The 13,263-nt window shown below is 37.6% G+C and carries 8 protein-coding genes; 7 read left to right on the top strand and 1 reads right to left on the bottom strand.

The window, feature by feature from the left end; translation table 11 throughout:
* Nucleotides 1–6: 6 nt before the first annotated feature.
* From BPR_RS07490 to BPR_RS07480, 3 genes are all read left to right on the top strand, one after another.
* Nucleotides 7–639 (top strand): cytidylate kinase-like family protein, encoded by a 633-nt coding sequence (locus tag BPR_RS07490; protein ID WP_013280864.1) that lies wholly within the window; start codon nt 7–9, stop codon nt 637–639.
* Between the two features lie 220 nt (nt 640–859).
* Entirely contained in the window at nt 860–1,447 is a 588-nt protein-coding gene (locus tag BPR_RS07485; protein ID WP_013280863.1) for a DUF6033 family protein, read from the top strand.
* A 131-nt stretch (nt 1,448–1,578) separates the two neighbouring features.
* On the top strand, nt 1,579–4,338 hold the full coding sequence (locus BPR_RS07480) for an InlB B-repeat-containing protein (RefSeq protein WP_013280862.1): 2,760 nt from the start codon (nt 1,579–1,581) through the stop codon (nt 4,336–4,338).
* Between the two features lie 121 nt (nt 4,339–4,459).
* Here BPR_RS07480 and BPR_RS07475 read toward each other — a convergent pair whose 3' ends face one another.
* On the bottom strand, nt 4,460–8,710 hold the full coding sequence (locus tag BPR_RS07475; RefSeq protein WP_013280861.1) for a 2-hydroxyacyl-CoA dehydratase: 4,251 nt from the start codon (nt 8,708–8,710) through the stop codon (nt 4,460–4,462).
* 220 nt (nt 8,711–8,930) lie between these two features.
* Between BPR_RS07475 and BPR_RS07470 the strand changes: the two genes are divergently transcribed.
* From BPR_RS07470 to BPR_RS07455, 4 genes are read left to right on the top strand one after another with little or no spacing between them, the layout of a single operon-like run.
* Nucleotides 8,931–11,192, top strand: coding sequence for a transporter substrate-binding domain-containing protein (locus BPR_RS07470; RefSeq protein WP_013280860.1), 2,262 nt, complete (start codon nt 8,931–8,933; stop codon nt 11,190–11,192).
* Nucleotides 11,192–12,064: a hypothetical protein gene (locus tag BPR_RS07465; RefSeq protein ID WP_013280859.1), complete on the top strand. Its 873-nt coding sequence runs from the start codon at nt 11,192–11,194 to the stop codon at nt 12,062–12,064. The genes BPR_RS07470 and BPR_RS07465 overlap by 1 nt, the downstream gene beginning before the upstream one ends.
* 9 nt (nt 12,065–12,073) lie before the next feature.
* Nucleotides 12,074–12,850, top strand: coding sequence for a DNA-directed RNA polymerase sigma-70 factor (locus BPR_RS07460; protein WP_013280858.1), 777 nt, complete (start codon nt 12,074–12,076; stop codon nt 12,848–12,850).
* Nucleotides 12,843–13,259 carry a hypothetical protein gene (locus BPR_RS07455; RefSeq protein WP_042256747.1) on the top strand — a complete coding sequence of 139 codons (417 nt, stop codon included), beginning with the start codon at nt 12,843–12,845 and terminating at the stop codon, nt 13,257–13,259. The genes BPR_RS07460 and BPR_RS07455 overlap by 8 nt, the downstream gene beginning before the upstream one ends.
* Nucleotides 13,260–13,263: the final 4 nt, after the last annotated feature.

The raw sequence follows: 13,263 nt of genomic DNA, 5'->3' as shown, positions 1-13,263 counted from the left end.
GAGTGTATGAATACAATTATTACGATTGGAAGACAGTTTGGTTCCGGCGGAAGAGAAATAGGTGAATTACTTGCCAAGAATTATGGTATTAACTGTTATGATAAAGAACTTCTTAGTAGAGCTGCTAAAGAGAGTGGCTTTTGTGAAGAAATGATTCAGAATCATGACGAGAGACCAACTAATTCATTCTTGTATAATCTTGTAATGGATACATATTCTTTTGGATATAACGCTTCAAGTTTTGTAGATATGCCTATTAGTCATAAGGTATTTCTTGCACAATTTGATACGATCAAAAAGATTGCTGAGGAAGGCCCGTGTGTTATAGTCGGACGTTGTGCTGATTATGCTCTTAGTGATTTTGACAATGTTCTAAACATTTTCATTCACGCTGATGAGGAGAGCAAGATCAAACGAATCAAGGAACGTTTTGCTGATGTCAAGACTGATGATCAGGCTAGAGATATGATGAATAAGAAGGATAAACAGCGTCAGAGCTATTACAATTATTATTCTTCCAAGAAGTGGGGCAGAGCTGATAGCTATGATCTCTCCATCAATTCGGGTATACTTGGAATTGATGGAACTGTTAAGTTCATTATGCAATATGTTGAGGACTATGAACTCCTTAAAAAGTAATCAGGTATTGGAATATTGAAATTTTACTTCCAGATAAAATTATTTATCTGGAAGTTTTTTTCGTTAAGTATTAAATTTAATATTTATTTAATTGTTATTGCGTAACACGAATGATAGTGTGAAGTTAAGTATAAGGATACTCTTAATGGGTTACTTTGTATTTATATTCTTTTCACTACACGTAGAATGGATTCTACGCGACTAATTCAAGGAGGAAAATATGGCTAATAGTGTAAGTAGTAACATTGGCAATTATGTACGCGATGTAGGCAATTCTCGCGGCGCTATTGCCGGAAACAAAGTCAGAGGACCTTCTGGAAAGGAAACTAACGAAAAAAAGGCAACCGGGATTTCCAATTTATTTGGAGATAGTGCTAAAGTGGAGTTTTCTCCGGAAGTCGAAATGTTTGGCAAAGTTGTAGATCTTTTACAAAAGAAATATGACAATGCAGACGTATTTGTTGCAGGTCCGGGCGATGATCTGTCACAAATTGGAGGAGATCTTGAATACAGTATCATCCTTTCGGAAGATGAGATGAAACTACTTTCTTCAGATGCTCCCCAGGATAAGGAAGCAAAAGATAAACTCCTTGGCCAGATTGATGATGCAATGAGTAAAATTTCAGATCTGGGCAAGAAAATTGGTGAAAACACCAATGAAAAAGATGAGGTTTCTAATTTTGGAATCAGTCTTGACAAAAATGGTAAATTGAATTTCTTTGCTGACATAAATGGTAAATCCTACGCAGATACATCAATGGATGCATTGGTTAAAAGTTTGGTATCTGACAAAACAGCTCAGAATTAATTTCCACAATATTTTTATATTCGTATAAAATCCTGAAAGCGTAAAAACTTTCAGGATTTTTTTATAATTACATATTCTTATAAATGTTATCATAATATAGTGAAGTTTTATTTCGATGAGGAGGAATAATAATGAAAAATAATTTCTTTGCGAGGGTGAATGCTATTGTTCTTGCTTTATGTCTCGTTATTTCTGCCGTTTCCACGATTCAACTCCATTATGTTTATGCTAAGGAAAATGAAGAAATAACTAATGACGATGAGGATACTTCTTTTGACGACTACGACATAGAAATAATGTCTGAGCCAGAGAATGATAATTATGATGTTACCTTTACCTCTGGTGATGGAAACCAGGATTACAGCTCTGATAATGAGCCATCAAATGAGGAAATTCAATATGACCCATTTGATTACGATCTTACATGCTATACTCCCAATCTGAATTATGGCATAGTTTATCAGAATGATTACATTGATATTCAGAAGTTTAGTATTGTTAATACAGGTGAAACTCCATTTCCTATTACTTGGGATGAGTATGATCCTTCAACAGCTTTTGACCTTGAAGTTGCACCTGGGGCAAGTCTTGATACAAATCCGGGATCGCAGATTCCTTTTTATATTGTCGCAGATACCAGCCTCCCTGCAGGCGATTATTGTGCTTATTATGTATTTTACTCTGCCAATGATATAAGGCAGCACCATAGAGTGCAGGTTACTGTAACGATGACAATAAAAAAGAATGAGCCATATGTTGAATCTGTTGAGATTATACCGGCTACAGTTTCATTGCCATGCGGTAAGTCCTATCAGTTTTCTGCAAAAGTAAAGGGCGGTAATGGCTATAACCAAGGAGTAAGCTGGTCTGTTACAGGCAATAATACAACTAAAACAACAATTAATTCTGACGGCGTTTTATCAGTATCTGCTGATGAGACATCTACAACCCTTGCTGTTATTGCAACATCCAAACAAGATACAAGATTTTATGATAGCTCAATTGTAAATCTTCAGCCTGTAGATCATATTGTAAGTGTTTCTGCTGATCCTGTTGGTGGAGGCGCTGTGGCAGGCGGAGGTGCTGTAAGAAATGGCGGATCTGTACGTATCTCAGCTTCTCCAAATAATAATTTTTCATTTTCCGGCTGGTATGAAGGCAGCAATCTTATATCAACTGCCCCAGCTTTTGACCTTACAAATATTACATCAGACAGAAAAGTAGTTGCGAAATTTACAAGAACAACTTGTTATATCAAAACCAGTGTAAATACAACTGACGGAGGAACTATTACTGACAGCTGCGTGATTCAAAGTGGCGGAAATATAACCATCACAGCTAAAGCTAAAGAGGGCTATGCCTTTAAGGAATTTGTTGAAAACAATAAAACTCTAAGTACTTCGAATTCTATTCAGCTAAATAATGTTACATCGGACAGAAATATAACAGCTGTATTTACTAGAAATAAGTATAATGTTTATGTATCTGTAACACCGCAGGATACCGGAACTTATGAGGGCGCAGGTAAATATGATAAAGGCAAAAAGGTTGTAATCAAGCAAAGAGCCTATGATGGATATGAGTTCGCCGGTTGGATTGTAAATGGACAGGTTGTTTCTTATAACACAGAATATGTAATTGATAAAATTGAAAATGATTTAAATATTACTGCAAGCTTTAGGAAAAGAGAAGTAAAAACATATAAGGTTGTTTCAGGTATTACAAATGAGGGTGGTTCAATAGTACCAAGTGGAGAGTATACTGTTCAGGAAGGTGGAAGTATAACTTATCAGATAGTTCCAAGTGCTAATTATACAGTTAAAAACGTAACTGTTGATGGTAAAAACATTGGCCCAGCTGCCAGTTATACATTCAATCAGGTAGGAAAGGCACATACTATTACAGCAACTTTTGAGAAAGTTCAGGCTGCACCTCAAAAAAATTCCTCATCTACGGGGCAACAGGCTGTTGCTCCACAAAAAAAGGAAACGAAAAAGACAGAGTATTCTACAGAAACTGCAAATCAGGGAGCTGTACCTGAGCAAAACATTGTAAAAGAGGAAACAAAACAGGAAGAAGGAGAACTCGATGGTGAGGACTATATAGAAGATACCTTTGTTCCTCTTGATGATACTCCTGCTAATAATGCTAATAATGAGCTAGCTTCTAACAACAGCATCATGGCTAAATACGGACTTGATGATGCTACAGTCAGAAGGCTGATAAACGATAACGCTGAGATGGCTCTTTTGAAAGAGGCTTATGAAACTGGCGTGCTTCAGGTTACTGTTAATAATTCTTTTGCTGCGTATACACAGGAAACATCACAAGGTCTGTATTTTGATAATCCTTCACTTATTAACTTTGAAACTGTTGTATCAGCTACACTTACGGAAGACGAAAAAGTATCAGTTTTAAGCGGAAATCCAATTTTGTTTAATGTCAGCATTACAGATAATTCTGCCACAGTTGATGCAGCTACCAAAAAGTTGATGCAAACAAAGATAGGCTATAAACCGCTTTGCTATTTTGATTTCTTTATTATGAAGTCTGAAAACGGATCTAGTGAAGTACTCACCAAAACAGGAAGTGAACTTCTTGTAGTGTTGCCTATTCCAGATGCCTATAAAAAGTCGGGAAGAAATTATTGTGTATTAAGAAATCATAATGGCGTAGTTGATATATTAAGAGACCTTGATGATGACCCTGACACAGTTACTTTCAGAACAGATAAATTTTCTGAGTATTCTATAGCCTATGAAGCTGTAAATGTTAATAAACTTGTATTGCAACTGATCATTGTTATATTGATTGCACTTGTTCTTGCCCTTATTTGCTATATCAATTTGTGGCGTTATAGAAGAATGCATCGTAAAACTAATAGAAAATAATAGAAAAAACAAATGAGATAATAATAAAGCCTACAGAATAAGAAATACGAGATAATAAAAGCCCGGGAAAATCTTATGATAATAATTCAATAAGATTTCTCGGGCTTTTTGTTATAAATAATTAAATTGCTTTTTTCTCCTCTTCAACCTTGCGCTGAGCGGTAGAGAGCATGAGCTTGATACGGTTAAGCTGGTTAACTTCTGATGCACCTGGATCATAGTCAATAGCTACAATGTTACAACCTGGGTACATATGTCGCATCTGCTTGATTACACCCTTACCAACAACGTGATTAGGAAGACATCCAAATGGCTGTGTACAAACAATATTTGTAGCGCCTTCCTTGATCAGTTCAACCATTTCACCTGTAAGGAACCATCCTTCACCAGTCTGGTTGCCGATAGAAACGATAGGCTTAGCATATTCAACGAGCTTATAAATACTTGTTGGTGGATCAAAATGCTTACTTCTCTCAAAGGCCTTTGTTGCACCACCTCTAAGCTTTTCGATAGCCCAAATAGCAAGCTTCATAAGGTTTGCTGTTTTCTTGGATGTTCCAAGTTCCTGAGCTTTGTAAATCTGGTTGTAGAAGCAATAGAGCATGAAGTCTATAAGATCCGGAACAACAGCTTCTGCGCCTTCAGCTTCGAGAAGTTCTACAAGGTGGTTATTAGCAGCAGGAGCGAATTTTACAAGAATTTCGCCTACAACACCAACTCTTGGTTTAACTTCATCTGTAATCTCTATTCTGTCAAAGTCTTCGATTATCTGTCTGCATAATCTCTGGAACTTTATAAAACTCATATGTTTGCTTGTAACAAATTCTTTTACAACTGGAAGCCATTTTTCGTGGCAGGCATTTACAGAACCTTCAACCTTTTCGTAAGGACGCATTCTGTATACACATCTCATGAATATGTCGCCAAAAACAGCACCATAGGCAGCTCTCTCAAGCATTTCAAAATTGATGTGGAATCCTGGATTGGATTCAAGCTTTGAAAGGTTCAGAGAAACTACAGGAATCTGCTCCATACCGGCTTTTTTAAGAGCTCGTCTGATAAAGCCGACATAGTTTGTTGCTCTGCACCCACCACCAGTCTGAGACATGATTACAGCAGTTCTGTTGAGGTCATATTTACCGGAATGAAGTTCATCCATAATCTGACCAACAACCCAAAGTGAAGGGTAGCAGGCATCGTTATTAACATATTTAAGCCCCATATCTATAGCGTGTCTGTTATCATTCTGCATTACAACAAAGTTATAACCGCAAGCTGCAAAGGCTGGCTCTAAGATATCGAAATGGATAGGAGACATCTGTGGGCACAAAAGAGTGTAGTTTTTGCGCATGTCTTCTGTAAACAGAACTCTGTGATTAGCAGTTTCGCGAATGGTTCTCTGTTTGTTCTTTTGCTTACGTACGCGTATTGCAGCAAGAAGAGAACGCACTCTGATACGGGCACTTCCAAGGTTGTTTACTTCATCAATCTTAAGGCATGTATAAATCTTATCAGAACCTGAAAGAATATCATTGACCTGATCGGTTGTTACTGCATCCAGACCACACCCGAAGGAGTTAAGCTGAATAAGATCGATATCATCTCTTGTTCTGACAAAACTTGCAGCGGCGTAAAGTCTTGAATGATACATCCACTGGTCTGATACGATAAGAGGTCTCTCAGGATGACCTAAATGAGATACACTGTCTTCTGTAAGGACGGCAACACCATAGGAACATATCATATCAGGAATTCCATGGTTGATCTCCGGATCGATGTGATAAGGACGACCGGCAAGTACAATACCATGCTTACCGTTTTCTTCAATCCATTTAAGTGTTTCTTCACCCTTCTTCTGTACATCTTTTCTGGCTCTATCCATTTCTTCCCAGCCATCCTTTGCTGCAGCAATCAGCTCTTCAGCAGGAATCTCGCTGAACTCTTTAACAAGAGCAGTAGTGACTGTCTCAAGAGATGTAAATGCCATAAATGGATTCCTGAGCTTAACATCACCATTTGTGATTGCCTCAACATTGTTCTTGATATTCTCAGAATAAGAAGTGACAATAGGGCAGTTATAGTGGTTTGTAGCTCCTTCTACTTCTTCACGTTCATAGAAAAGGCCAGGGTAAAAGATAAAATCAACATTCTGCTTGATCAGCCATTCAACATGACCATGGCTGATCTTGGCAGGATAACACTCTGATTCACTAGGAATAGACTCAATACCGAGTTCATAAATCTGATGAGTTGAACGAGGGGAGAGTACTACTCTGTATCCAAGCTTGGTAAAGAAAGTAAACCAGAATGGATAGTTTTCATAGAAATTAAGAACTCTTGGTATACCTACAGTTCCTCTGGTTGCCTTATCAGCAGAGAGTGGCTCATAACCAAATATTCTTTTGTATTTGTAATCGAACAGGTTAGGGATTCCAGCAGCATTTTTAACTTTGCCGATTCCTCTTTCACATCTGTTACCTGAAATGTGCTGACGACCACCTGTAAATTTATTGATCGTAAGTCTGCAGTGGTTTGTACATCCCTGACAAGTTGTCATGCTGGTTGTATATTCCAGATTATTGATCTGATCGATTGACAGCATAGTTGTCTGGTATCCATCAGTCTCTGCATAACGGTCTCTTGCAATAAGAGCAGCTCCAAAAGCACCCATGATACCGGCGATATCAGGACGAATTGCCTGAGCTCCGGATATGATCTCAAATGCCCTAAGAACAGCATCATTGTAGAAAGTACCGCCCTGTACAACTATGTGATTACCAAGATCCTTGGCATCGGAAACCTTGATTACCTTGAAAAGAGCATTTTTGATAACAGAATAAGCAAGACCTGAAGAAATATCAGCTACATCAGCTCCTTCTTTTTGAGCTTGCTTAACTCTGGAGTTCATGAATACAGTGCATCTGGTTCCAAGATCTACAGGAGACTTGGCATAAAGAGCTACTTTAGCAAAGTCCTGAACACTGTAATCAAGGGATTTAGCAAAAGTTTCTATGAAAGAACCGCATCCTGATGAACATGCTTCATTGAGCTGAACAGAATCTACTGACTGGTTCTTGATATGAATACATTTCATGTCCTGACCGCCAATATCAAGGATACAATCGACTTCAGGATCAAAGAATGCAGCAGCATTGTAATGGGCAATTGTCTCAACTTCGCCGTCATCCAAAAGAAGGGCTGACTTAAGAAGAGCTTCTCCATAACCTGTTGAGCATGCACGTGCAATACGGACACCTTCAGGCATAAGCTTATAAATCTCCTGGATAGAAGATATAGCAGTTTTGAGTGGGCTTCCGTTATTGCTGGAATAGAATGAATACAGGAGATCACCGTCTTCGCTTATAAGCGCACATTTTGTAGTTGTAGAACCAGCATCGATTCCAAGGAAAGCCTTGCCCTTATAGGTATCAAGTTTTCTAGTCTTAACCTTGTACTGGTCCTGTCTGTTTCTGAATGCTTTGTATTCTTCTTCATTTTTGAAAAGAGGATCAAGTCTTGATACTTCTGCATCCATGACAATCTTATGAGAAAGCTTTCCAACCATTTCATCCATGGTATAGAATGTTTCCTCTTTAGCATTAAGAGCAGAACCTATAGCTGCAAAAAGATGTGAATTATCTGTATCTATAGTGTGTTCCTCATCAAGCTTAAGGGTTCTGATAAACGAAGCTTTAAGCTGATCAAGGAAGTGGAGAGGACCTCCAAGGAACGCAACATGTCCTCTGATTGGTTTACCACATGCAAGACCTGAAATAGTCTGATTAACAACAGCCTGGAAAATGGAAGCAGCAAGGTCTTCCTTGGTTGCTCCTTCATTGATAAGAGGCTGTATATCAGATTTGGCAAATACACCGCACCTGGCAGCTATTGTGTATAGTGAATTATAATTTCTGGCATATTCATTAAGACCTGATGCATCTGTCTGTAAAAGAGCAGCCATCTGATCGATAAATGAACCGGTACCTCCGGCACAGATACCATTCATACGCTGTTCCACGTTGCCACCTTCAAAATAAATGATCTTGGCATCTTCACCGCCAAGCTCAATGGCAACATCAGTTTTGGGAGCAAGTTCTTTGAGGGAAGTAGATACAGCGATTACTTCCTGAACAAAAGGAACTTCCAGATGCTTGGCAAGAGTCAGACCGCCTGAACCTGTTATAACAGGATGAAGAGTGACATTGCCGCTAACCTTGACTGCTTCCTGTAATAAGTCGGAAAGAGTTTCCTGTATATTGGCAAAATGTCTCTTGTAATCTGAAAAAACAATATTATGCTCAGAGTCCAGAAGTGCAATCTTGACCGTAGTGGAACCAATATCAATACCAAGTGTGTAATCTTTGGAAATCATTATTGAAAATCACCTCATGAATAACATTTTGACTGCCTTTCTTCTAAATTAATGTTGTAAAAGACAATCTATATGATTATAATGCAGAGGTGCACAAAAATCAATCGAAAATATATTGTGCAAAATTTAATTCTATTATGAATTGAAATAAAATTTTACACAAGATAATGTGCTTTTATGCTATCATATAGGTATATATGTTTTATGGGGTGGTTCTTTTATGATTAGGAAAACAAGGTTTTTATTTCTGTTCATATTTATATCTATAATTTCTGGTCTGATTTTTTCCTCACAAACAGTTTATGCAAATACTGCATCAGAACCTGAAAAAGTTCGAGTAGGTTATTATGAAAACGAAGTATTTGAAGATGGCGCTTCGGAAAACGCCGTCAAGAATGGCTATGCATATGAGTATTATCGTAAGCTCACTGAGTATACTGGATGGGAGTATGATTATGTCTACGGAAGTTTTGTTGAAGTTTACGACATGCTCTTAAAAGGTGAAGTTGATGTTGTAGCGGGACTAGCTTATACCGATGATCGACAGGGATTGATCCTTTATCCTGACAGACCAATGGGAGCTGAGAATTACAGTCTTGTTAAGCATGAGTCTGACAATAATATTACTACCATGATGACAACTCTAAATGGTAAAAAAATTGGTGTTCTTGATAGTGCTATTCTTGACGCCCTTCGTGAGTACCTTAGCACCAATCACGTAGAAGCTAATGTTATTGTATTTAATGACTATGAAGCTTTGTTTTCAGCTTTTGATAAAAAAGAAATAGACCTGATGGCTGCTGAAACAGATGGTACCTATGGAAGAAATCATGCTGAAATTCTTACAGCTTTTGGATCTTCAGATTACTATCTGTGTGTAAACAAAGACAGGCCGGATTTATTAAGTGAACTTAACGATGCACAGGAACAGCTCTATATTGAAGACCCTAATTATGTGAGCCTTCTCAGAGAGAAGTATTTTGCCATGAGCTTATCAAGCAGGGCGTTTACACAAAGAGAGAAAGAATGGCTCCGTAATAACCATGAACTCAGAATAGGGTATCTTAATAATTATCTTCCATACAGCAATACAAATAAAGATGGAAATGTTGAAGGTATAGTAACTGATATAGTTCCTGAAATTCTCAATACTTTGGGGATAAACAGTCTTAATGTCTCATATATAGGATTTGATAGTTATGACGATATGACTCTGGCGCTAACTGACAATAACATTGATGTTGCATTTCCTGTTGGTGGCGGGCTCTTTTATTCAGAGGAAGATGGATTGAATTTGTCCAATCCTGTGTCGTCTTCGATTACAAACCTTATATATAGTGGTAAATATGTTAGTTCTTCTAATACAGATTTTGCTGTCAATGAGAACAACAGAATGCAGTATTACTACATTAAGCTTCACTATCCTGATGCTACAGTGTCTTTTTACCCTTCAACTGAAGCGTGTCTTAACGCTGTTGCAACCGGAAATGCTAAATGTACTACACTTAACGGTCTTAGGACAAATGATATACTCAAAAACAGAGCATACAGAAATCTGTCTTTCAGGCAGCTCAGTTACAGTGATAACAGGTGCTTTGGTGTGCGAATAGGTAATGAGGGGCTTCTAAAGCTGTTTAATCGTGGCATTGATATTGTGGGCCAGGATTTTGCGACTAACCTTGCATACCAATATTCGGTCAAACTATATCATTACTCGGTAATAGACGGAATTGTTGATAATCTATGGATTATCACTATTATGGCCACTATTATTGTAATACTGTTACTGATCCTGTTCCTAAGAGATAAAAACAGAGCAGCTTTGACAATCAGAGAAAAAGAGGCTGCAAGAAGCGTTATGGAAGATGCTAATAATTCCAAAACACATTTCCTGACTAAACTATCTGAGGATATGCATAATTCAGTTGAGGGAATTGTTTCAAATGTAAATATGGCATATCAGCATGTTGAAGAAGAAAATGCAGTTGCTTTTCTTGGAAGAGTAAATAAATCCTGCGAGCATTTACTGTGGCTGATTGATGATATAAACGATCTTAGTAATGTTGAAAATGGACGATTTTTGGGGCATAACCAGAATGTAAATTTCAGACAGTTTATTAATGACCTTAAAAATTCATCAGATAAAAACATAAATGACACAATTAACAGGTATAATTTTAAGGGTAGCAGAGTCTTGATTGTTGACAGGCTCAAAGATATCCAGGTTTCTGCTGCCAAAATAATGAAGAGAGTAGGTTTCGAAGTTCAGATAGCAACCGATGGAACGGAGGCTGTTGATATAATAAATGCAGCTCCGGCCGGATATTTTGATTGCGTTTTGATTGATATTCAGGCACCTAATACTGAAGGCTATGAAGTGTGCAGACAGATCCGCAATCTTGATGAATCAGATAAGGCCAGCATTCCAATTGTTGCTGTAACAGCTGATGTCTTCAGAAATCTTAACGAGGTATCAATCTGATGAATAAGTTAATAAATGACCTTGAGAGAAGATTTGGAAAGTACGCTATTCCAAATCTTTCCATGTATATTGTTGCTCTTTATGCAATTGGTTATGTACTTGTTGGATTTGCTCCCTCAAGTATGAATCTTACATATTATCTTTCGCTTAATCCTGAGAGGATTCTTCATGGACAGGTGTGGAGACTTTTTTCATGGCTTATTATTCCACCGACAGCTGTTAGTTTTTTGGTTATAATCACACTTATTTTCTACTACTTTGTCGGTTCCAATATGGAACGTACCATAGGGACATTTAGATATAATCTGTTCATTTTTAGCGGATTTATATTGATGATCATAGGTGCTTTTCTTGCTTATGGTATTTATTATGTTATCGCGCCTGATGAGGTTGCGCGTATTATGGCTGTCACCTCATCCTATTTTAATGTTTATTATATCCAGCAGGTAGTATTTCTTGCCTTTGCGATTCTTTATCCTGATGTGCAGGTTTTACTAATGTTTATAATACCTATCAAGGTTAAGTACATGGGTATTGCATATGGTGTTCTGCTTGTCTGGGAAGGAATCTCAGGTCTTAGAATTGCTAATTTTGGTATTTTCTTTGCTATTGGATCACAGCTTCTTAATTTACTTCTTTTCTATTTACAGCTTGGTAAGTTGACAAGATTTAAACCCAAGGAAGTAAAGAGAAGAGCTGATTTTCAAAGGAATGCAAGGATGACTCCAAAAGGAGTTACAAGACATAAATGTGCTGTATGTGGCAGGACAGAGGAGACTAATCCGAATCTTGAGTTCAGATTCTGTTCTAAGTGTAATGGCAACTACGAGTACTGTCAGGATCACCTTTTTACGCATCAGCATGTTAAATAAAGGAGTATCATGGGAAATATAGACAATAAAGAAAAAGAGTTTGCGGAAATACTCAAACTTGTTACAAGAACTGCCAGAGAAAACAAGAATATGATCACCAGTGAAGAAGTCAGATCTGCTTTTTCAGAGCTTGACCTTGATGATAAGCAGTTTGAAATGGTGTTTGATTATTTGAAGGAACACAAGATTGGCCTTGATGAAGAAGCTGTTTTTACTGATGAAGAATTAACGGATGAAGAGACCAATTATCTTAATGATTATTTGGAAAGCCTCAAAGAACTTCCTGAATATACTGATGGAGAGAAAAGAGCTATAGAGATGTCTGCAATATCCGGTGATAAAGAGGCTCAGAGTAAGTTGATCGAATGTTTTTTGCCTCTTGTTGTTGATGTAGCCAGAATGTACACAGAACAGGGAGTATATCTTGAAGACTTAATAGGAGAGGGAAATTTTGCTCTTACTAAAGGCGTGACTATGCTCGATGCTGTTGGAGAACCCGAGGAAGTTGAAGGTTTTTTGTACAAGCTGATGCTTGATGCGATGGAAGCAGTTATTGAGAGCAATCTTGCAGAAGATGCAGGAGAACAGAAAGTGCTTAAGCTTGTTCAGGAAGTTGCTGACAAGGCAAGTGAACTGGCGCAGGATCTTAGGAGAAAGGTTACTGTCAAGGAACTAATGGATGAAACCGGATGGGACGAAGACAAAATCAGAAGTGCCATCAAATTTAGCGGTGACAACATTGAAGATCTTGAAAGTGGCGAAAAAAAGAAAACACAGAATGAATAATATAGTTAATGAAGACGATTTTAAGTATTACATGCAGGATATAGAAAGGTATTATTTTGGAGCTTGCTATAATTATAACGAGCTCTTAAATAATGAAATGGTCCCTTTCAAATTCAAAACAATCATAACCAAGTACATAAAAGATGATGTTGATTATGATACTACGCTTGAGAGCCACTTATTCTATCTGGATACTCAAAAATATGATTACAGGATATATAAGCAGCTAAAAGCCAGAATTCGCGTATCTCAGTATAAAAAGCCGGAGGATCATAGCAGGGGATTTAAAGAAAAGGTTTATACCATTGAACAATTATCCAAGATTTCTCCGGAAGAGAAGATAAGACTTGGAATTATTGTGAGAGAACTGATCATATCTAAACTCGCGCTGTTTGCATTTACAGTATGATTAG

The organism is Butyrivibrio proteoclasticus B316 (genome assembly GCF_000145035.1).
GTDB classification, from domain to species: Bacteria; Bacillota; Clostridia; order Lachnospirales; family Lachnospiraceae; genus Butyrivibrio; species Butyrivibrio proteoclasticus.
Note: the sequence above shows the minus strand (reverse complement) of the source record. Positions and strands in the feature narration are given on the sequence as shown.

Coding starts and splice junctions, on each gene's coding strand:
- BPR_RS07475 (WP_013280861.1), bottom strand. CDS start 8,710: ATGATTTCCAAAGATTACACACTTGGTATTGATATTGGTTCCACTACG.
- BPR_RS07455 (WP_042256747.1), top strand. CDS start 12,843: ATGAATAATATAGTTAATGAAGACGATTTTAAGTATTACATGCAGGAT.
- BPR_RS07460 (WP_013280858.1), top strand. CDS start 12,074: ATGGGAAATATAGACAATAAAGAAAAAGAGTTTGCGGAAATACTCAAA.
- BPR_RS07490 (WP_013280864.1), top strand. CDS start 7: ATGAATACAATTATTACGATTGGAAGACAGTTTGGTTCCGGCGGAAGA.
- BPR_RS07470 (WP_013280860.1), top strand. CDS start 8,931: ATGATTAGGAAAACAAGGTTTTTATTTCTGTTCATATTTATATCTATA.
- BPR_RS07465 (WP_013280859.1), top strand. CDS start 11,192: ATGAATAAGTTAATAAATGACCTTGAGAGAAGATTTGGAAAGTACGCT.
- BPR_RS07485 (WP_013280863.1), top strand. CDS start 860: ATGGCTAATAGTGTAAGTAGTAACATTGGCAATTATGTACGCGATGTA.
- BPR_RS07480 (WP_013280862.1), top strand. CDS start 1,579: ATGAAAAATAATTTCTTTGCGAGGGTGAATGCTATTGTTCTTGCTTTA.